The organism is Clostridium sp. UMB9555A, from assembly GCF_030222355.1.
GTDB lineage: Bacteria > Bacillota > Clostridia > Clostridiales > Clostridiaceae > Sarcina > Sarcina perfringens.
In genome coordinates this window covers 37,768-59,507 of the sequence record NZ_JASORQ010000005.1, presented here as the reverse complement: position 1 = coordinate 59,507, position 21,740 = coordinate 37,768, and the positions used below count along the sequence as shown (strand labels likewise).

At 29.7% G+C, this 21,740-nt stretch carries 18 protein-coding genes; 2 read left to right on the top strand and 16 right to left on the bottom strand.

Annotated features, from left to right (window positions below; all coding sequences use genetic code 11):
• Positions 1 to 15 precede the first annotated feature (15 nt).
• The 13 genes from QP548_RS13130 to cdaA form a co-directional block, all read right to left on the bottom strand.
• On the bottom strand, positions 16 to 2,163 hold the full coding sequence (locus QP548_RS13130) for a TIM-barrel domain-containing protein (RefSeq protein WP_061429215.1): 2,148 nt from the start codon (positions 2,161 to 2,163) through the stop codon (positions 16 to 18).
• A 23-nt stretch (positions 2,164 to 2,186) separates the two neighbouring features.
• The gene (locus tag QP548_RS13125) at positions 2,187 to 3,200 is read right to left on the bottom strand and encodes a LacI family DNA-binding transcriptional regulator (RefSeq protein WP_061429216.1); all 1,014 of its coding nucleotides are present in this window, start codon (positions 3,198 to 3,200) and stop codon (positions 2,187 to 2,189) included.
• Between the two features lie 293 nt (positions 3,201 to 3,493).
• Complete coding sequence (locus QP548_RS13120) at positions 3,494 to 4,387, bottom strand: sugar ABC transporter permease (RefSeq protein WP_061429217.1); 894 nt, start codon at positions 4,385 to 4,387, stop codon at positions 3,494 to 3,496.
• Between the two features lies 1 nt (position 4,388).
• Positions 4,389 to 5,342 (bottom strand): carbohydrate ABC transporter permease, encoded by a 954-nt coding sequence (locus QP548_RS13115; protein ID WP_061429218.1) that lies wholly within the window; start codon positions 5,340 to 5,342, stop codon positions 4,389 to 4,391.
• 85 nt (positions 5,343 to 5,427) lie between these two features.
• Positions 5,428 to 6,654, bottom strand: a complete 1,227-nt coding sequence (locus QP548_RS13110) for a maltose ABC transporter substrate-binding protein (RefSeq protein ID WP_061429219.1) — start codon at positions 6,652 to 6,654, stop codon at positions 5,428 to 5,430.
• A gap of 455 nt (positions 6,655 to 7,109) precedes the next feature.
• Positions 7,110 to 8,051, bottom strand: coding sequence for a PucR family transcriptional regulator (locus QP548_RS13105; protein ID WP_061429220.1), 942 nt, complete (start codon positions 8,049 to 8,051; stop codon positions 7,110 to 7,112).
• A gap of 34 nt (positions 8,052 to 8,085) precedes the next feature.
• Positions 8,086 to 9,195, bottom strand: coding sequence for an ABC transporter ATP-binding protein (locus tag QP548_RS13100; protein ID WP_061429221.1), 1,110 nt, complete (start codon positions 9,193 to 9,195; stop codon positions 8,086 to 8,088).
• Between the two features lie 218 nt (positions 9,196 to 9,413).
• Positions 9,414 to 11,132, bottom strand: coding sequence for a ferredoxin hydrogenase (locus QP548_RS13095; protein WP_060796793.1), 1,719 nt, complete (start codon positions 11,130 to 11,132; stop codon positions 9,414 to 9,416).
• A gap of 226 nt (positions 11,133 to 11,358) precedes the next feature.
• Complete coding sequence (buk, locus tag QP548_RS13090; protein WP_061429222.1) at positions 11,359 to 12,429, bottom strand: butyrate kinase; 1,071 nt, start codon at positions 12,427 to 12,429, stop codon at positions 11,359 to 11,361.
• Between the two features lie 24 nt (positions 12,430 to 12,453).
• On the bottom strand, positions 12,454 to 13,362 hold the full coding sequence (gene ptb / locus QP548_RS13085) for a phosphate butyryltransferase (RefSeq protein ID WP_061429223.1): 909 nt from the start codon (positions 13,360 to 13,362) through the stop codon (positions 12,454 to 12,456).
• A 182-nt stretch (positions 13,363 to 13,544) separates the two neighbouring features.
• The gene (locus QP548_RS13080) at positions 13,545 to 15,146 is read right to left on the bottom strand and encodes an NAD(P)/FAD-dependent oxidoreductase (RefSeq protein WP_061429224.1); all 1,602 of its coding nucleotides are present in this window, start codon (positions 15,144 to 15,146) and stop codon (positions 13,545 to 13,547) included.
• A 76-nt stretch (positions 15,147 to 15,222) separates the two neighbouring features.
• On the bottom strand, positions 15,223 to 16,545 hold the full coding sequence (locus tag QP548_RS13075) for a YbbR-like domain-containing protein (protein WP_061429225.1): 1,323 nt from the start codon (positions 16,543 to 16,545) through the stop codon (positions 15,223 to 15,225).
• Positions 16,512 to 17,369, bottom strand: coding sequence for a diadenylate cyclase CdaA (cdaA, locus tag QP548_RS13070; RefSeq protein WP_061429226.1), 858 nt, complete (start codon positions 17,367 to 17,369; stop codon positions 16,512 to 16,514). The genes QP548_RS13075 and cdaA overlap by 34 nt, the downstream gene beginning before the upstream one ends.
• 160 nt (positions 17,370 to 17,529) lie before the next feature.
• On the opposite strand from cdaA, the gene QP548_RS13065 reads away from it, so the two are divergent.
• Both QP548_RS13065 and QP548_RS13060 read left to right on the top strand, forming a co-directional pair.
• Positions 17,530 to 18,492 (top strand): hypothetical protein, encoded by a 963-nt coding sequence (locus QP548_RS13065; protein ID WP_061429227.1) that lies wholly within the window; start codon positions 17,530 to 17,532, stop codon positions 18,490 to 18,492.
• A gap of 70 nt (positions 18,493 to 18,562) precedes the next feature.
• A complete protein-coding gene (locus tag QP548_RS13060; protein ID WP_061429228.1) occupies positions 18,563 to 19,165 on the top strand; it encodes a cell wall hydrolase in 603 nt (200 codons plus the stop codon).
• Positions 19,166 to 19,196: 31 nt separating this feature from the next.
• Here QP548_RS13060 and QP548_RS13055 read toward each other — a convergent pair whose 3' ends face one another.
• The 3 genes from QP548_RS13055 to iadA form a co-directional block, all read right to left on the bottom strand.
• Complete coding sequence (locus tag QP548_RS13055; protein ID WP_003457940.1) at positions 19,197 to 20,057, bottom strand: NAD(P)/FAD-dependent oxidoreductase; 861 nt, start codon at positions 20,055 to 20,057, stop codon at positions 19,197 to 19,199.
• Between the two features lie 26 nt (positions 20,058 to 20,083).
• A complete protein-coding gene (gene trxA, locus QP548_RS13050; RefSeq protein ID WP_003457895.1) occupies positions 20,084 to 20,398 on the bottom strand; it encodes a thioredoxin in 315 nt (104 codons plus the stop codon).
• A 116-nt stretch (positions 20,399 to 20,514) separates the two neighbouring features.
• A complete protein-coding gene (gene iadA / locus QP548_RS13045) occupies positions 20,515 to 21,684 on the bottom strand; it encodes a beta-aspartyl-peptidase (RefSeq protein WP_003462339.1) in 1,170 nt (389 codons plus the stop codon).
• Positions 21,685 to 21,740: the final 56 nt, after the last annotated feature.

The window sequence follows — 21,740 nt, the reverse complement described above, 5'->3', positions numbered from 1 at the left end:
TCCCCCTAGTTACTATTATTGAATTAATATCTCTTTTTCAATCATATTTTTATTTAAATCAAATATTTTTATATTTAACTTTTTAACCCTTGAATTTTTATTTTCTACTAATACATCATAATCTGATTGTGCTTTTGTAATCTTAATTTTTAGCTCTTCATACTCACCATTCTTATAATTTTTAGTGATACCATCATCATTGTAATAAATATACTCAGCTTCATCACAAACAAAAGCAATTAGATTTAATTCACTAGTATCTATTTCTTCTACCCTTTTTCTTGGCTTACTTGCCATTATTACTATTTTATTTTTTCTTATAAATATAGGAATTTCATTTAACTTAGCTTCAACATAATGATGTCCTTTTTCTAAAACCTCATAATCTCCATCATCATATTTTTTAGCTCTCCATAAAAGCATTTCCTCTGGAAGATATACATATCTTCCTAAAGCATTTTGCTCATATATAGGTGCTACCATTAAGCTATCTCCTAAAAGCATTTGATCTTCTACTCTTTTTACAAAGTTATCATTATATTCAAATGTTAATGGTTTAAAATACATTTCATTATTTAAAACAGCTTTCATATACTCACTATAAAGATATGGAACCATAACATATCTTAACTCCAATATATTTTTTAATACTTTGACACTTTCACCTCTAAATGAATATGGTTCTTGATGTCTTGTACCTAAAGCTGAGTGATTTCTAAATAAAGGTGTAAACATACTAAATTGTGACCATCTTATAACTAAATCTTCTGTTGCGTCGCCTCCAAATCCTCCAGTATCAGCTCCTGTATAGATAAATCCACACATATTAATATTTGGCATCATTTGAAGGTTTAACTTAATGTGTTCCCACCAAGACATGTTGTCTCCAGTCCATATTCCTCCATATCTATGCATACCAACTGTTGACGCTCTAGAAAATAGTAAAAATCTCTTATTTTCATCTATATTTTCAAGGCCTTCAGCTGCTGCTCTTGTCATATTAAATCCAAAAAGATTATGAACCTTGTCATGTCTTATTCTTTCATTTCCTACTCTATGATAGAAACTTTGATAATCTTCCATACTATTTTGAAGTCTTGGGAATGTATCCTTAACATCAAAATAATCATATATACCTAAATTTTTTCCTTTTGCTTCTGATATTTTTTCAAAAGCTTCATTTAATCTTTTTTCAGAATAGAATATTGCAGGCTCATTCATATCATTCCAAAAGCCTTCTATTCCTTTATCAGTAAGTACTTTATATTTATTTCCAAACCATAATCTTGCATCCTTATTTAAAAAGTCTGGAAAATGAACTCTCCCTGGCCAAACTGCTGCTACAAAAGGTTTTCCTTCCTCATCTAAACAGTAATAACCATTTTTAACACCTTCCTCATAAACATCATATCCCTCTTCAATTTTGCATCCAGCATCGATTATTGGAATAAGTCTGACTCCTCTTTCTTTAACTTCCTTCACAAAGTTTTCAAAATCAGGGAAGGCTTCTTTATTTATGGTAAAGTTCTTGAAATCCTCCATATAATCTATATCAAGATATATACAATCAAGAGGAAGTTCTGATTTATTAAAATTATCTAGGACTTCAAGAGCCTCTTTACTATCCTTATAACTCCATCTACTTTGTTGAGCACCAAAGGCCCATTTAGGAGCTATGTAACTTTCACCTATAAGCTCTCTAAAGCTTTTTGCTATTTCCTTTAAAGTATCTCCTTCAATAATATATAAAGCAAAATTTTCATCATCAATTTCTATCTTTAATTCATCTCTTCTTGTGTATCCAACATCAAACTTTACTCTTCCAGGATAATCTATAAATATCCCAAAAGTTTTTTCTCCATATATCATTAAGAAGTTATGAGCTCCATAAAGGCTTTTTTTCTCTGGAGTATGTGAAAAATCATCTGTACAAAAACTTTCATATCTCCATCCTCTTTTATTTAATCCTCTTACATTTTCACCTAGTCCATAAACTATATCTTCCTCTTTAAGTTTTAATGTAAAAGTGTTATTCTCAAAATTTAAATACTTTAATCCTTGGTTCTCTATTTCTGAACCTTCTTTTAAAACAACTGACTCAGTATTAAAAGGAGTTCCAAAAGTATATTTAGTTATGTGATTATTAATACAATTAATTCTCATAATATCTCCCCCAATTATAATTACTATATTACTTCCTTACATGACTCTCTTTCTATTATCTTTGTTTCAAAAATTATATGCTTATGATCTTCTTTTTTAGCTAAAAGAGCTAATAGTAAATCTATGCTATTATTAGCCATATTTTTCTTAGGCTGCTTTACAGTTGTAATTCCTGGATTATAATATTTACTTATATCCATTCCATCAAATCCCATAATAGAAATATCTTCTCCAACCTGCAATCCTTGATCTATAACTGACTTTGCTGCACCTACTGCCATAATATCTGATATTGAAAATATAGCTGTTATATCTTTTCTATTATTAATAATTTCTTTTGTAACTCTATAAGCTCCACTATAATCATAATCACCTATAAATACATTTTCTTCTGAATAAGGTATATTATTTTCCTCTAAAGCTTTTCTATAACCTTCAAGTCTTAATCCACTTATTCCAACATCATTTTTTTCTCCTAATAAAATTCCTATGTTTCTATGCCCTTTATCTATAAGATATTGAATTGAAGCCTTAGCTGCTAATACATTATCTATTCCTATTGATGAAAACTTACTTTTACTTTCTTTAGAAAGTGTATTAACAGAGGTTAAAACTACTGGAATATCTAAAAACTGAAAACTTTCATCATTTATATTTAAAAAGTTTCCTCCTAAGCAGATAATACCTTGAAGTCTTTTCTCTTTAACAAAAGCTATTAAATTATCTACATCATCTTCTGTGGCATAGTCATTTTGCTGTAATATCATTGTGTAGCCAGCTTCATTTATTCTATTACCTATAATGTTTATCATTTCAGCAAAGAATGGGTTGAATACCCCCTTTACTAAAACTCCTATGTTATTTGTATTATTTTTCTTAAGAATCCTAGCACTATTGTTAGGTATGTAATTACTTTCTTTTATTATCTTTAAAATTTTTTCTCTTGTTTCATCCTTTACATCTGGATGATCATTTATAACTCTTGATACTGTACTAACACCAACGCCAGCAAGTCTTGCTATGTCTCTTATGTTCATATAGCCCCTCCTGATTTTCTATAATCTTTAATAAAATTGGAAATTGTTTCGGTAACGATACCAATTCAATTATAAACCTCATAGAAAACATTAGCAATAATACTTACAAGAGTTTGTATAAACATACTAATTTTTTATATTTTTAATTTAATAATCTTAACCATCTTTATATTTTGATGGATTGTGGAAGGTACTTTTCCTTCCACAAAATCCATAAATATATTTTATCTTATAAGAAGTATTTATTAAATTTAAGGTATTTAAGCTTTATCCAACATAAAATTTATACTATCTTAGCCCTTAACTGATCCAGCAGTTAATCCTTTAGCCATATATTTTTGTGCAATAGTAGCAAATGCAACTATTGGAATTGAAGCCATTATTGCAGCTGCTGAATATTGAGTCCAGTTAGCTGAGAAGTTATTTGTAATAAATTGTTGCATACCTACAGCAAGTGTTAAACTTTCTGGGCTCTTTAATAAGGCAGATGCAAAAATAAATTCACTGTATGCTCCTATGAATGTAAATAAGAATATTACTAAAAGCATATTTCTTAATAAAGGTAATATTATCATTGTAAAAGTTTGGAAAGTTGATGCACCATCAACATAAGCTGCTTCTGTAAGCTCTTTTGGAATACCGTCTATAGCTCCTTTAAGTAACCAAATATTAAATGCACTAGCACCAGCTGATATTATTATCAATGTAATTATATGATCCATACCATCTAATCTATAAGCAAGAGCTAATATTGCTGGTAATGACATGGTTGTTGGGAACATTTGAAGTAATAATAACATCATTAATCCCTTTTTTCTTCCCCAGAATTTTAATCTTGAGAAAGCAAAAGCCATAGGTACTGTTAATAAAAGTTGTATTACTGATACAACTACGCATATTATTAATGAGTTTTTAACCCATATTAAGAAATTTGTTTCTGTTAAAACTTTTGCGTAATTTTCTAATGTCCATGCTGATGGAATTAAAGATGTTTGAGTAAAAACTTCTCCTTTAGCCATAGATGCTGAAACTACTGCAAATACAGGGAATAATACTACAAGTAACATGAACCATATAAATATTCTTGATATCCACGCCATTCTTTTTTCAGCAGGTCTTAATTTTCTTTCATATTTAAGTTCTGAGGTAGTTACTATTCCGCTCTTTTTTTGTACTTTACTTTGCATTCTATTCTACCTCCTCGAATTGTCCACTTAATTTCATTTGATAGTAAGATATAGTTCCTAAAATTAAGAATATTATTATACTAATTGCAGATGCTATTTCAAATCTACCAAACTGTGTTGATAATTTATAGTTTACAGATGCAAGAATATCTGTATAACCAGCAAATTGAGTAGCCATTCTTGGTGGGTTACCTTTAGTGATTAAGAATGCTGATCCAAAGTTATTAAAGTTAAATGCAAATGATGAAATTAATAACGGATAAGATATTTGTGTTAATGATGGTAATGTTATTTTTCTAAATTGAAGCCATTTACTAGCACCATCAACATCTGCTGCTTCATAATAACTATCAGGAATTGCTCCTAAAGCCCCTAAACAAACATTCATCATGTATGGGAATCCTAACCATATATTAACTATTATAAGTGCTACCCTTGCCCAAGTTGGATCTGTTAACCATGGGATTGGATCTGATATTAAATGTAAATTTAATAGTAAGTTGTTTATTGCTCCATAACTTCCATTTAAAAGACCTTGCCATGAAAGTATTGCTACTGTAGCTGGTAAAGCCCATGGAATTATAAGTATTGCTCTATAAACTGCTTTTTCTTTTATATTAGGGTTATTTACTGCCATTGCAACTATTAATCCTAAGAAAAATGTACCTGCTGTAGATACTACTGCAAAGATTATATTCCATCCAAAAACAGGTAAGAATACTTCTTTAAATGGACCTGTCAAAACTTCTATAAAATTTGCAAATGCTACAAACTTAATATTTCCTTGTGAATACATTGTGTAATCAGTAAATGCTATGACTACAGTATATATTATAGGAAAAATAGTAAATATAAGTATTGATATTACTGCTGGTAATAAATATGGCATAGCTTTTATTGTATCTTTTAATTTTTTCTGTCTATTATCTGCCTTTCTATCATTCGCAACTTGCATTATATCTCGCCTCCTCAAATACCTCTTTTAACATAAATTCTTATAAATAAGGGGGAATTTACATCCCCCTATTAAAACTTCTTAATTATTTTTGTTGAGCTATACCTTGTTTAATTTGTTCTACTGTCATTTCAGCACATTTTTCTGGTGTAACTTGTCCTGAAGTTAATAATTGTAAGTTAGCTCCAGCAGGTCCCCACATAGCTTGAATTTCTGGTATATTAGGCATTGGTGTAGCGAATTTAGCTTGTTCTGCAAAGGCACTCATATACTCGTTATTCTTAAAGTCTGCACTATCTAAGTATTTATTTAATACTGGGATTCTGTTACCTTTATTTAATAATACATCACCTGAATTTTCTGATAAGTATTTAACTAATTTCCATGCTAAATCTTTATTTTGAGATTTTTCACTTACGAAAGCAGTTTGAACACCTAAGAAAGTTGGTACTTGTTTTCCAAATAATGTTGGCATTGGAGCTACTCCAAAGTTTACGCCTCCATCTTTAAATGCTGATACATCCCAAGGTCCTGAGATATAGAATCCAGTATTCTTAGATAAGAAATCTCCTTTTGCTATATCTCCAGTTATATCAGCTGGCATTAATTTATCTTTTTGAACTAAATCTTGAACGAATTGATATCCTTTTATAGCTCCTGGTGTACCTAATCCAATATCAGTTGGATCAAGTGTTCCATTATTATCTTTATAAACATATCCTCCATCTGCTGCTATAAATCCATAAGTAGCATAGAAGTTATTTATATCATATTTAAATCCTGCTCCTTCTTCTGCAACCTTAACTACATCTTCCATAGTTTTTGGAACTTCTTTAACTTTATCTTTGTTATAGAAAAGAGCTGAAGTTTCTTGTGCTATTGGAACTGCATATCTTTTTCCACCTATTGTTACAGCATCTAAAACTTGATGTGATGCATAATCAGAATCATTTATAATTCCTTCAGGAACCTCTGCTAAAAGTCCTGCCTTTTGGAATGTTCCTAAGTTATCGTGAGCTAGTCCAAACATTATATCTGGTCCCTTTGAACTATTTGCAGCTTGTATATAAGCTTGCATTTCTGATTTATCTTCTACAACCTTAACTTTAACTCCATTTTCTTCTCCCCATTTTGAAGCTATTTTATTTAATTCCTCTACTTCCGGAGTCGTTAAGTGTGACCATACTGTAAGTTCTTTTCCTGAACCACCAGCACTACCTGAATCAGATTTTCCTCCACATCCTACTAATGATCCTGCAAATAACATTGTTGCAGCCATTACAGTTGCTAGAATTTTTGTACGTTTTCCCATTATAAAATCCCCCTCATAACTTTTAATTAGCTAAAAAGCTATAAATTTACATTCTCATTTTCGGAAACGATACCAAAACATTCTAAAAAAATATTTCATAATAACTAATTATTAATAATCTTTTTGAAAGCATTTCGGTATCGTTTCCAACCTTATTATATACTAATAAGAAAACATTTTCAATAGTTTTTTTATAATTTATTATTATTTTGTATAAAATTTATCTATTAATTTTTTTACCATTTTTGTTATATAATTTACAAACCATCTTAAATAAAAATATATTTTAGTAAAAATTCTATTTAATATATTAAAATCTCTAATTAAACAATTTAATTTTAATTAAAACTAAATATATAATATAAATTAACCATAAAACAAAAACCATATCAAAGTTAATTTAATCATTTCCTTTGATATGGTTTCCTACTACCATAAATATAATTTTAATTTTATTACTTATTTATTTCTTTACCACGCCATATTAAAAAAGCTATTTTAAATATTACAGCTTCATTAAAATTCCTTATATCATAAGATGTAAACTTCTGAATTTTATCTAATCTGTAGATGAGAGTATTTCTATGTACATATAATTCCTTAGATGCATCACTTATATTAAGTCCACACTTAAAAAATGTTTCTATAGTCTTTATCATCTCTCTATCTAACTTAGAAAATCCTAACCCAAAATCTTCATACATCTTCATCTTTAAGTCCTCATCTATGGAATCAACTAAAGTTTCAAAAAGTAAATCTCTTTCTCCATAAATGACTTCATCCAAATCATATTTTATTGCAAGATTTATCTTAGACATATTTATCTCATAAGCCTCTTTTATTTCATTTATATTATTTAATTTCATATAGCTTATATAACATTTTACATAAAGGTTTGAATCAATAGAATCCTTTATACTATTAACGTGATCATCAACATCTTCTAAAGCACCAATAATTACTATGTTATCCTCTTTTAAAATGCTAACTATATTTTTATTACCATAGCATTCATTAACAAGTTCTAAACCTTCTTGAAGTTTTGAAGCTAAATAAACATTAATTATGTAGAAATCACCTTTTAAAAATCCCAATTCCTTATGAATAATATTTTTGTCTATAGTAACTCCATTTAAAGCCTTCCTAATAAGTTTTTCCTTGTTATTTGAAACTTCTTTAATCTTATTTTCAATTAAATATCTTAATAAAGAAGTACAGCTTTCATATTCCTTTTGAGTTATTATTTTTCCCTTTTTACCATTAACCTCGAATTCTAAAGAAACCTTATCACAATTATCAAAATCTGATAGTGCAAATTTCTTGTCATCCAAAACAACTATAAAAGGTATTTTAGTATTTAAATATAACTCTTCTAAGAACTTATGAAAACTGTACATATTAATTACCCCTCTATATTAAAGCTATTGCTGATTAAACTAATTTTAATTCAGTTTCTTTATCGAATATATGAATCTTATTAGCATCAACGTAGAACTTAGCTTCTTGACCATTTTGTAACTTAGTGCTTCCATTTACTCTAACTGTTATGTTTTGATCTCCAAGTTTAGTATAGATATAACTTTCTGCTCCCATTAACTCTGTAACTTCAACTTTTGATTTTATTACTGTTGTTGGATTTGCTGCAACTAATTCTTGGTCATCATCTAAATGTTCAGGTCTTACACCTATTATAACATTTTTTCCTATATATCCTTTTTCTTTTAATAATCTAGCTTTATCCATTGGCATTTCAATTTTTTCGCTTTGGAAGCAAGCAAAATATTTTCCGCCTTCTTCTTTTATAGTACCATCTATAAAGTTCATTTGTGGACTTCCTATGAATCCTGCAACGAATATATTAGCTGGGTTATTGTATATTTCTTGTGGTGAGTCAACTTGTTGAACTATACCATCTTTCATAACAACTATTCTTGTACCCATTGTCATAGCTTCAACTTGGTCATGTGTAACATATATGAATGTTGTTTGTAATCTTTGATGTAATTTAGAGATCTCAGTTCTCATTTGAACTCTTAATTTAGCATCTAAGTTTGATAAAGGCTCGTCCATTAAGAATACTTTAGGTTCTCTTACTATAGCTCTTCCTAAGGCAACCCTTTGTCTTTGACCTCCTGATAAAGCCTTTGGTTTTCTATCTAATAAATGCTCTATATCAAGTATTTTAGCAGCATCTTTAACCTTTTTATCTATTTCATCCTTTGGAACTTTTCTTAACTTAAGTCCAAATGCCATGTTATCATATACAGTCATATGTGGATATAGTGCGTAACTTTGGAAAACCATCGCTATATCTCTTTCCTTTGGTTCAACTTCGTTAACTAATCTATCTCCAATAAATAATTCACCTTTTGATATTTCTTCTAATCCAGCAATCATTCTTAAAGTAGTAGATTTACCACAACCTGATGGTCCAACGAATACGATGAACTCTTTATCAGCAATTTCTAAGTTAAAGTCTTTAACTGCTGTAACATCTCCTGGATAAACTTTATAAATATGTTTAAGTGATAAATTTGCCATATTAATAATCCCCCATAAATTTCAATTATTTTCTCGAATTTCTTTTATGATTTTATTTTATACCAATTAACCGTTTTCATCCATGAGCATTATTTACAAAAGAATTCATTATTTTTTGTATGATAATCTAAATAGAGTGTACAAATTTTATTTTTATTGTGATATTTTTAAATATAAAAAAACAGGATGCATTAAACATCCTGTCTATGATTTAAATATTATTTTTTATATTTCATGTGTAATAACTCATGAGCTCTTCCATGACCTGGTTTACCCATGTAGTTTTCATACATTTTTAATAAAGCTGAGTTTTGATGTGATTTTCTCTTCTCTAAATTCTTATCTTGATTGTAAAGAACAGAAGCTCTTACTTCTCTAATATCCATTTTATCACTATCTTCAGCTGAGATATGTGGTTGTCCTCCACCGTTAACACATCCACCTGGACATGCCATTACTTCTATGAAGTGGTAGTCATTTATTTTACCAGACTTAACTAATTCAAATACATTAGCAGCTCCACTTACAACAGCTAATTTATATTCATTTCCTGCTATTTCTACTTCAGCTTCTTTTATTCCAGCTAATCCTCTAACAGCTTCATAATCTACATTATCTAAGTTATCATTTTCCATGAAATCTTTAGCTGTTCTTAAAGCAGCTTCCATAACTCCACCAGTAGCTCCAAATATAACACCTGCTCCAGTGTACTCACCCATAGCTGGATCTACTTCACTGTCTTCTAATTTAGCAAAATCTATTTTAGCAGCTTTTATCATTCTAGCTAACTCTCTAGTTGTTATAACTGCATCTATGTTTCTTATTCCTTCGTTTTCCATTTCAGGTCTATCAGCCTCGAATTTTTTAGAAGTACAAGGCATTACAGTTACTGTAAATACTTTTTTAGGATCTATATCAGCAACTTGTGGATAATAAGTTTTTGATGCTGCACCAAATATTTGTTGTGGTGATTTAGCTGTTGAAAGATTTTCTACTAATTCTGGGAAGTAGTTTTCAACTTCTCTAACCCATGATGGACAACATGAAGTTAACATTGGGAAAGGTCCGTTATTTTTTATTCTTTCTATAAGCTCAGTAGCTTCTTCCATTATTGTCATATCAGCACCGAAGTTTATATCAAATACTTTATCAAAACCTAATTCTCTTAAAGCAGTATATAATTTTCCAGTAACATCTTGTCCATAACCCATCTTGAATAATTCACCCATTGATGTTCTTACAGCTGGTGCCATAGCAACTATTACATGCTTTTCTGGATCATTTAATGCGTCTTGAACTCTTTCAATATGTGATTTTTCTGATAATGCATCAACTGGACAAGCAGCTATACATTGTCCACATAATAAACAATTTGTATCGTCGAAACATTTTAATTCTTCTGGTCCTACTAATCTTACTCCATCAATTCTGTGGAATTTTATTGAGTTAGTAGCAGTTCTTGTTCTACATGCTGCAACACATCTACCACATTTAACACATTTACTTCTATCTAAAACTATTGATTTACTTCTGTCATCTACATATTCTGATTTATCTGCAACTACAAATGGTTTGTGAGCTCTTGCCTTTGTTTTAATTACAAGTTTTAAGAATTCACAATTCTCTCTTCTTTTACATGGTCCACATTTAAACTCATGCTCATCTAAAAGTTCTGCAACTCTTTCTTTTCTAGCTTCTATAACTTTTTCACTATCAGTTTTAATAACCATTCCATCTTTAGCTTTTATTGCACAAGATCTTAATAGTCTATCATTTCCTTCTTGCTCAACAAGACAAACTCCACATTGTCCTTTGTTTCCGCAATTTTTTAACTCACAAAGCACAGGAATGTCGAATCCATTCTCTCTTGCTAAGTCAAGTATCGTCTTATCACCATCAAATTCGATAGTCTTATCATTGATTATTATTTTATTCATGCTGTTCCTCCAATTTTTGGTTTTTTAATTAATACTAAACCTCAACTCATATATTGTAAAAATCAGTTAATTTAAAAATCGTCGTTATTATTCTAACATAATATTTGTGAAATATAAATATTTCAGACTTTTATGAACACTTTTTTAAGACAAAATTTAAGGGAGAATTACAAAATTCTTCCCTTAATCAATCTAAACTATTAAAATTTATATATATTAATTTAATCTATTTATATATCTTTGCTTCTTCAACACCATCTAAAACTCTTATAGCTCCTTGTGCTAAAGCTAAAAGTTCATCTTCTCCACCATATACAACCATAGGTGCAATCCATTTTACTTTTTTATTTATAGCATTAGTTACATAATCACTATATGCAATTCCACCAGTTAATACTATAGCATCAACTTCTCCATCTAAAACTACAGCCATTGATCCTATTTCTTTTGCTATTTGATATATGAAGGCATCAAAGATTAATGAACCTTTTTCATCACCCTCTTGTGATAGCTTTATTAAATCTCTTGCGTCATTTGTGTTAGCATAAGCAACAAATCCGCCTTTTCCAACTAACTTTTTATAAACTTCTTCTTTGCTATACTTTCCTGAGAAACACATTTCTAATAATTCACCTGAAGGAACTCCACCTGCTCTTTCTGGTGAAAATGGGCCATCACCATCTAATGCATTATTTACATCTATAACTCTACCTTTTCTATGTGCTCCTACTGAAACTCCGCCCCCCATATGAACAACTATTAAATTAACATCTTCATATGAAGTATTATGTTCTTTTGCATATCTCTTAGCAACAGCCTTTTGATTTAATGCATGGAATTTACTTTTTCTAGGTAATTCTGGAACTCCTGATAATCTTGCTACCTCTTCCATTTCATCAACAACAACTGGATCTACTATAAATGCTCTCTTACCAATTTCTTTTGCTATTTCATTAGATAATATTCCACCTAAGTTTGAAGCATGTGGTCCTTGAACCCCAATTTTTAAGTCCTCAACCATAGCATCATTGACTTCGTAAGTTCCACCTTCTATTGGTTTAAGCATTCCACCTCTTCCAACAACAGCATCTAACTCATTTATGTCAATTCCTTTTTCTTTTAATACATTTAAAATAACTTCTTTTCTAAAATCAAGTTGATCAAATATTGTATCATATTTTAATATTTCTTCTGATGAGTGTCTTAAAGTTTCTTCTAAGACTTCTTTTTCACCTTCATAAACACCAATTTTAGTTGATGTAGATCCTGGATTTATTATTAATAATTTATATGCCATATAACTTTCCTCCCCCAAAATTCTCTACTTTAAATCATGAGCAACTACTGCTGCTATAGCTATTGATTTAACTTTTGTTTCAAAACTATCTGCTCTAGAAGTTAATATAACTGGAGCTGATGTACCAACTAATAACCCACCATTCTTACACTCTGACATGTAAGTTAAAGTCTTGTACATTACATTTGCAACATCTATATTTGGTAATAATAATATATCTGCTTTTCCTGCAACTTCTCCTTTTACCCCTTTATGCTCTGCTGCTTCTTCTGATATAGCATTATCTAAGGCAAATGGTCCGTCAACTATACATCCCTTTATTTGTCCTCTATCATTCATCTTAGCTAATAATGCTGCATCTATTGTTGCTGGCATATTAGGATTTACAACCTCTACTGCACCTATAACAGCTACCTTAGGAACTTGAACTCCACAAGCATGTGCAACCTTAACTGAGTTATTTATCATTGATGCCTTATCTTTTAACTCTGGATAAGTATTAAAAGCTGCATCTGTTAAGAAAAGTAATCTATCCATTCCTGGTATTTCAAATACAGATACATGTGACATTAATTGACCTGTTCTTAACCCAACTTCTTTATTTAATACACTTCTTAAAAAAGTAGCAGTATCAACTAGACCTTTCATTACCATATCAGTTTTTCCTGTTGATGCTAGTTCTACTGCTAATAATGCTGCTTTTTTATCGTTAGGTTCATTTATAATTTCAAAGTCAGCTAAATTCATATCTATTTTATTAGCTATTTCTTTTATTTTTTCTTCATTCCCAACTAAAACAGCATCAGCTATTCCTAATTTTTTTGCTTCTCTTACAGCTTCTAAAACTGGTTCATCTTGAGCAACTGCAACTGAAACTTTCTTCATACCATTCTCTCTTAGTTTTGAAAACAATTCATTAAAATTTTTAGCCATAATACTCAACCCTCTTCCTTGAATTTTGTTAAATTTATAACAATTGTAAACAAAAAAAAACTGACTATATAAATTTATCAATTCAAAATTAATTCTCCATAACTATATTCTACCAAAAAATATTCTGAAAACATTAGTTTTCAGAATATTCAATTTATTATTTTTTATTAAATTGTTAAATTTTAAACACGATATTCTTTCATTATATTTTCAGCTACTTTTAACCCATCTACAGCAGCTGAAACAATGCCTCCTGCAAAGCCAGCACCCTCTCCTGCTGGATATAAGCCCTCTAAAGATATACTTTGTAACTTTTCATTTCTTTCAATTCTAACTGGAGCTGATGTTCTTGTTTCTATACCAGTTAATACACTATCACTATGTCCAAAACCTTTTATTTTTCTATCAAAGTCAGTTATTCCCTCTTTTAAGCCATCTATTACGTAAGAAGGTAAACACTTTCTTAAATCTTCAAATCTATATCCATTACTTAATACACTTGGATTAACCTTTCCTAACTTAGTTGTAACTCTATCCTTCATAAAATCTCCAACTAATTGAACTGGAGTGTTATAATTTCCTCCACCTAGTTTAAAGGCAAGTTCTTCATAGTGTCTTTGGAACTTCATTCCCTCTAAGGGATGATCTCCTCCAAAGTCATTTGGCCCTACAGTTACAACTAAAGCAGAGTTAGCATTTTCTTTATCTCTAGCATGATAACTCATTCCATTTACACATAATCTTTTTTCCTCTGAAGAAGCATTTACAACTACTCCCCCTGGACACATACAGAATGAATATACTGCCCTATCTAGAGTTTTACTTTGATATGCTAATCTATATTCAGCTGCCTTTAATCTTGGATGATTAGCATATTTTTCTCCATACTGACTTAAATTTATAATTTCTTGTGGATGCTCTATTCTAACCCCTATAGCAAAGGGTTTTTGTTTCATAAATACACCTTCATTAAATAACATTTCATAGGTGTCCCTAGAACTATGTCCTAAAGCTAAAATTGCTACTTCACAAGGTACTTCTTCCCCATTAACTTTTATCCCTTTTAGTTTGTTATCTTTTTTTATTATTCCTTCAAATCTTGAACTGAAATGAACTTCTCCACCATGTCTTTTTATTTCTTCTCTGATATTCTTAACTACATTCTTTAATATATCAGTTCCTACATGTGGTTTTCCTTTATATATTATTTCTTCTGGTGCCCCATTTCTCACAAGAGCATCAAGAACATAATCACATCTTGTGTCTTTTATTCTAGTTGTAAGTTTTCCATCTGAAAAAGCTCCTGCTCCTCCTTCACCAAACTGTACATTTGACTCTGGATTTAATTCTCCAGTTTTCCAAAATTCCTCTACAGTTTTAGTTCTTGAATCTACATCTTCTCCTCTTTCAAAAACGATTGGGTTAAATCCCTTCTTAGCTAATAAAAGAGCTGCAAAAAGCCCCGCTGGCCCTAATCCTATAACTACTGGTCTATGCTCAAGTTTTTTCTCTCCAAAGTTAAAATCAAAGTCATAATTGATCTTATCTATCTTTACATCCTTATCATTAAGTCTAGCTACTATTTTTTCTTCATCCTCATGCTCTATATTTATACAGTAATTAAACTTTATAAGATTCTTTTTTCTTGCATCTAAAGATTCTTTTATTATTTTTATATCTCCAATTTCATCCTTAGACATCTTTAATTTTTTAGCTACTTTATTTTTTAAAAGACTTAAGTCTTCATTTATATCTAAACTAATATTATTTATTCTAATAGTCATAAAACTGCCTCCATTTTATTTTCTTTAGTAAATTATTTTACCACAGAATACGCTTAAAGTAATCTGTGGTAAATATTTATTGTTTATTATTTGAATTTTCATTATTACTTCCATTTGAAGTATTATTATTTGAATTATCACTTGGTTTTGTAGAATTATTCTCTGTACTTTCTGTTGAATCAGTATTCTTTTTAAAAGTTACCTTAACCTCTGTAGGATTTGTACTAATAACCTTTATATTATCATAAGAGTTTGATATATTAGGCTTTACACTTCCTCCATCAGCTGTAAGCTTTGATATATCTATAGTACATTTAAATTTACTTAAATCAATACTATTTACTGAATCTTCAGGACCATTAATTGTTACTTTTATAGTTTTAGTATCTAATTCTGGAGTATATCCATCTAAAGTATCCTCTGTAGTTACTGGTACTTCTATTTCCTTTTGAGCATCTTTACTAAAATCTAATTTAACTTTAATTTGAGCTTGATCATTAGAGGCTAAACTTACTCCATCCGGAATTTTTAGTACTGTTGATACCTCTGAATCATCTCCATACTGTGAAACATCTATTGGTGATGTCTCAATAGAGTTAATCTTGCTTAAAGCATCCTCTGATCCAATTAAACTCACCTTTGCAATACTTGGTGTTATTGATTTTAGTGCTAGCCCTTCCTTAGGAGTGCCAGTTGTAATAACACTAACTGGTACTTCCTTAGATTTCTTAACTCCAAAGGATACATCTACTTTATTAGGACTTATATTAACATCCTTGATTTCATTGCCTTCTTCGTCTACTGCCACAACGGGTAAATTCATATTAACAGCCTTGCTAACATCATTTATCTCACCTTTTACTTCTAAAGTCTTAACTTTATTTACTAAGGATTGAGCCCCAGATACAGTAGCATTTTGTGGGTTTATATTTATTTTATCTGCATAAGTACCATGCTCTGTATTTACCTTTATTTTGCTAACAATAGGCAAACTTTTTTCTTGGTATTTATCAAGAACAACATTCACCCTTAGAAATCCATTGTTTTTTATGTTTATATTATTAGGATAACTTTCTATTTGTACTGGTATATTGTTATCTCCCTCTTTTAAAACATACTCACTTAAATTAACTACTACCTTAAATTGTTCTTTTTTAACCTTATATATTTCAGTAGATGGCCCCTCTAAGTCTAAATCCACAGTTAGATTTTGATTAGGAACCATTACTAAGTCATAATCCTTAAGTACATCATTATTAACAACCTGAACTGGTACATTATTTAATTTAAGTTCTCTCACTGGATTTTCTACATTTATTATATATAGCCAAAGAGAAAAGGATAATAATAAGCATATAAATTTTACTAAGAAATTTTTTCCTTCAATTTTTTTAAGCATATTTTCACCTTCTCTCCATAAGTTTTCCCTCTCTTATCACGTCTATTTCTCATAACTTTTAATAATATATTTTTTAATTTTTTACCATCATAATTTCTTGTTAATCTACCTTTTACAGCTAAAGATATAGCTCCTGTTTCTTCTGAAACAACAATAACTAAAGCATCTGATATTTCAGATAATCCTATAGCAGCTCTATGTCTAGTACCAAGTTTTTTGTTTATAGTATTATTATTTGTTAATGGTAAGACACACCCTGCTGAAACGATTCTATCATTTCTAATTATAGTTGCCCCATCATGTAATGGAGTGTTCTTAAAGAATATATTCTCTATTAACGCAGAAGTTATTACTGCATCTAACTGAGTTCCTGTAGAAATTATTTCTGCTAATCCTGTCCCTTGTTCTATAGCTATTAAGGCACCAGTTTTAGTTTCAGCCATATCCTCTACTGCTACTATAAGTTGATCAATAACTTCCTCTAATTTTTGATCATCTTGAATAACATGAAAATCATCAAAGGCAGTACTTCCTATATGTTCTAGTGCTCTTCTTATTTCTGGTTGGAAAATAATAATTATTGATAAAACACCTATTGTCAATGTTTTTGTTAATATAAAATTTAACATTTGAAGTCTTAAAGCATAACTTATAGGAATTAAAATCAATAATAATATTACTCCCTTTAATAATTGCTCTGCCCTTGTTTCCTTTATTAATACATAGCCTCTATAAAATATAAAAGCTACAATTAATATATCTATGATGGACCAAATAGATATATCCTTTAAACTATTTGTAAATATCATTATTAATTCTTGCACAAAATTCACCTCCATTACCGTAACAATTAAATTATACAATAAAAATCTAATTATAAGATACATTTTAAATGATTTCTTTTCAGTTTTACATATTCTAAGTAATGTTATTATATATTCTCTCATATATTTTAATAGAAAATTATATAAGGGGGTACTTGCTATGGACTTTAAATATAAAAAATATATTGATAATTCCTTAATATATATAATATTTGCAGTTCTGATATTAATATTTATAATAGGTTTTTTATTTTTCAGATCACATAATGAAAAATCTAAACTTGAAGACCTAGGAAGAACTATTTCTGAAATTAATCTTACTTATGATTTTTCTGAGGATAGGATAACATCTGAAGATTATGTTAGCTCCATAGAAAAGAAATTAGAGGAACTTCAAGAAACAAATTCTGCTTTAAACTCTTTAAAAGTTTCTCAAAAGCATAGAAACTTATCCTCTCCGCTCAAGGATGGATTAGATAAAAATATTGAACTATTTAACAAATTACTTTCTATTTTAAAAACTCCAGATGCTTTAAATGTAGCTGATGAATATGCTATTGCTTCAAAGCTAAAGAAAGAATGTGAAAATTACTATTCTATATGTAGGTCTAACTTAATTCCTGTATACCTGTATAAAGAAGGTAATAATTATCTCCAAGATATTTTTTATTATATAAATGAACTAATAAAAACTAACAGAGATAAGGGCTTTGTTCAAAGCCAAAAGAATGATTTTGTTGTTTCTATGAAATCATTACTTCTTAAACTTTCTTCAATGGATGAAAAACTTTTTGAAACAGCTAACTTAATTAAAGAATCAAATAGAGATTTAAAGGTTTTAGCTACAGATATAGAAAATAAACTTTCTTCTCTTCAGGAGTTAAAAAATGACTTATATTCCTTACCTATTCCTGAACAAGCTAATGATTCTTTCTTAGCTCTTGAAAAAGCACTAAAATCCTATGATAAGTATATTAATTATTTCTATAAAGGCCTTTTAGATGAAATTGAAAATAAAAAGACACCAGAAGATTATTATGATAAATCTTCAACTTTATTTGATGAGTTTACTTATTCCTTAGAAGCTGCTGAAAAGTCTTTAGATAACTACAATAAAAATTAAAGCATGGTATTAATTCTATTTTTTTGGTTACAATATACAAAGTAAAATAATTACCTAAAAGGAGGTTCTTATGAAAAAAAGTATTTATAATTACTTTATCTTCACCTTCGCCTTATTAATTATCACTACACTTAATGGGAAAGAAGTTTTAGGGCTTTCTCTATCAAATGAGCATGTAACCAAAAATAATTATATAGAATTAACAGAAATAGCTTCTAATTCGCCAAATCCTGAAGCAGAACAAAGTAGTAATGCAAACAATGAAGTTGTTGCTGTATTCCAAAGTTCAAACTCTACAATTTCACTTACTAAAGATGACATATATTTAATGTCTCAAGTAGTTTATGCTGAAAGTAAAGGTGAACCTTTTGATGGAAAAATAGCCGTTGCATCAGTAATACTTAATAGAACAACGGATTCTCAATTTCCAGATACAATTCATGGAGTAATAACACAGAAAAATGCCTTTTCTTGTGTTAGAAATGGCAAAATTGACGTAGTACCTGATGGTGATAGCTATAATGCCGTTCTAAAAGCCATAGAAGGATATGACCCAACAGATGAGGCATTATATTTTTATAACCCTAAAATCGCTACATGCTCGTGGATGAAAGGCGTCGAAAAGACAGGAGAAAAAAGTATAGGTCAACATGTATTTTTTAATGTTACCTAAAGAAAAAGCTAACACAATGTGTTAGCTTTTTTTATTTCTTACTGTCTAAGTATGCTACTGCACTTAAAGCAGCCACATTTCCTTCACCTGCTGCCTTCATATATTGGTATGGTCTACCAGTACAATCTCCCGCAGCAAAACAGCCTTCTATATTAGTCTTCATTAATCTATCAACTTCTATGTGATCATCAGTTATTTTTAATCCTGGCACTAATTGTCCTGGTGATATACTATCTCTTAATACAAATATACCATCAGTCTCTATTTCACCATTTTTAGTTACTAATTTAGTAACCTTACTATCCCCTTGTATTTCTACAGGAATATCATTAATAACTTCAATTTCTGAATTTAAATCAAATTCTCCCTTATATCTAGGAATATAGTAAACCTTAGCTGCTAATTCACTTACAAAATTAGCTTCCTCTTCAGCTTCTTTATTATAGCCAATTATAGTTACAGTTTTTTCTTTATATAAAGGGGCATCACAAGTAGCACAGTATCCTACACCTTTACCTAAGAATTCTTCTTCACCCTTCATAGGTTTTGTGTACTCAATACCTGTTGCTATGATTATTGAAGTGGCTTCATACATCTTTTCATTTACCATAAGAGCGAAATATTCTCCCATAGCATAAATACTATTTATTCTTTCCTCTGTTATTTCTATATCCATCTCTTTTAGATGACCCATAAACTGATTCTTAAGATCCATACCATCTTTTCCAACGAATCCAAGATAGTTATTTACCTTTGGAGCTTTAACAAGCTTTGTACTTAAATCATTATTACCAAAAAGAATAAATTTTTTGTTTCTAATTTTTGCATTTAATGCAGCTGAAAGTCCAGCTGGTCCGCTTCCTATTATAGCTATATCATATCTTTCGCTCAAAATTATTCATCTCCTTAAGAAGCTTATTAAACGTATTTTTTGATAGCTTCAACTAATGCAGCTTTTGGTCTAAAGCCAACTAAAGTATCAACAACTTTTCCATCTTTAAATATTAATAAAGTTGGTATGCTTTGTATTTGATATTTTCCAGCTGAACCTGGGTTTTTATCAACATCAACTTTTACAAACTTAACATTTTCCATTTCATTTGCTAATTCTTCTATAACTGGTGCTATCATTTTACAAGGTCCACACCAAGTTGCCCAGAAATCAACAACTACTACTTCACTTGCTTCTATTACTTCTGTATTAAAATCTTGATCATTTATATGTTTTACCATTATATACGCCTCCCGATATACCCCTAAGGGGTACTTTATTATTTACAATTATATTATATTTAAAAAATTAAGTCAATGTTACAAATAATAATTATTATCTAATTTTTATAATTTTGTTATTCAAAGGTGCCTTTTACTAATAATTTTTTATTATCCATTAAAATATTACCTCTAGATATAACAGAATTTATGTCTAAATTTTTCTTATCTAATAAAATTATATCTGCATCTTTTCCTGTTGATATAAATCCTTTATGAGATAGTTTTAAAACATTGGCAACATTACTAGTTATAACTCTTATTGCTTTCTCTAAAGGTACTCCAAGCTTTATAGCTTCTTTTACTTCATTAAAAAGACTTTCAACAGAACAGATTCCTAAACCTTTAAGCTCTCCATTTTCATCAAATAATGGCATACTTCCATTACCATCTGAAGAAAAAGTTATTTTTTCTATATCTACTCCAGCATCTAAAAGCTTTTTAAGCCCTTCGCCAGCTCTTACTTCTCCTTCTTCTAAATGTTGAGGATCTGAAGATGTGGTTAAATCAATTTGGCCTCCAGCCTTTGCATAATTTATTCCTGCTTCAAAAAGCTCTCTACTTCTTCCCATATGAGTAGGAATTATTTGATTTGCTGGAATCTCTGTTTCATTTATAAGTCTAGTTATATATTCAATCATTCTTTTCCCATTACCTAAATGAACATTTACTATTCCAGCCTTTCCTGATAAAAGTCCTCCAACTCTTGCTTGAGCTACTATATTAACGAATTGCTCGTATGTTGGTTGAGAACTTCTATGGTCTGATAGTGCTATTTCCCCTACACCTATAACTTTATCTATTAATAATAAATCACTTTTTATAGTCTTAGTTATGGTATTTACAGGTACATCATAAGATCCAGTATAACAGTAACAAGTTACTCCCTCTTCACAAAGAGCATGAGCTTTTGCAACTAGTCCTTTCATATCTCTACAAACACCATCAGTTCCTATACACCCTACTAGGGTAGTTATTCCACCTTTTATTATACTACTTAATTGTAATTCTGGAGTTCTGGTTCTAAAACCACCTTCACCACCTCCACCAATTATATGGACATGACAATCTATAAAGCCTGGTACAGCTATCATCCCTTCTCCATCAATTACTTGTATGTTTATAAAATCTTTAGGAATATTCACAGAATCATATAATCCTTCAATCTTATCACTTAATATAACAATATCCTTTTTCCCTAAATACTCTGGGTCATAAACCTCAATATTTTTTATTACTTTTAACAAAAAATACACCTCCTTTATTTAAATTATTATTATTTTTACCTAAAACTCAATAATAA

Coding starts and splice junctions, on each gene's coding strand:
- QP548_RS13130 (WP_061429215.1), bottom strand. CDS start 2,163: ATGAGAATTAATTGTATTAATAATCACATAACTAAATATACTTTTGGA.
- QP548_RS13125 (WP_061429216.1), bottom strand. CDS start 3,200: ATGAACATAAGAGACATAGCAAGACTTGCTGGCGTTGGTGTTAGTACA.
- QP548_RS13120 (WP_061429217.1), bottom strand. CDS start 4,387: ATGCAAAGTAAAGTACAAAAAAAGAGCGGAATAGTAACTACCTCAGAA.
- QP548_RS13115 (WP_061429218.1), bottom strand. CDS start 5,342: ATGCAAGTTGCGAATGATAGAAAGGCAGATAATAGACAGAAAAAATTA.
- QP548_RS13110 (WP_061429219.1), bottom strand. CDS start 6,654: ATGGGAAAACGTACAAAAATTCTAGCAACTGTAATGGCTGCAACAATG.
- QP548_RS13105 (WP_061429220.1), bottom strand. CDS start 8,051: ATGTACAGTTTTCATAAGTTCTTAGAAGAGTTATATTTAAATACTAAA.
- QP548_RS13100 (WP_061429221.1), bottom strand. CDS start 9,195: ATGGCAAATTTATCACTTAAACATATTTATAAAGTTTATCCAGGAGAT.
- QP548_RS13095 (WP_060796793.1), bottom strand. CDS start 11,132: ATGAATAAAATAATAATCAATGATAAGACTATCGAATTTGATGGTGAT.
- buk (WP_061429222.1), bottom strand. CDS start 12,429: ATGGCATATAAATTATTAATAATAAATCCAGGATCTACATCAACTAAA.
- ptb (WP_061429223.1), bottom strand. CDS start 13,362: ATGGCTAAAAATTTTAATGAATTGTTTTCAAAACTAAGAGAGAATGGT.
- QP548_RS13080 (WP_061429224.1), bottom strand. CDS start 15,146: ATGACTATTAGAATAAATAATATTAGTTTAGATATAAATGAAGACTTA.
- QP548_RS13075 (WP_061429225.1), bottom strand. CDS start 16,545: ATGCTTAAAAAAATTGAAGGAAAAAATTTCTTAGTAAAATTTATATGC.
- QP548_RS13065 (WP_061429227.1), top strand. CDS start 17,530: ATGGACTTTAAATATAAAAAATATATTGATAATTCCTTAATATATATA.
- QP548_RS13060 (WP_061429228.1), top strand. CDS start 18,563: ATGAAAAAAAGTATTTATAATTACTTTATCTTCACCTTCGCCTTATTA.
- trxA (WP_003457895.1), bottom strand. CDS start 20,398: ATGGTAAAACATATAAATGATCAAGATTTTAATACAGAAGTAATAGAA.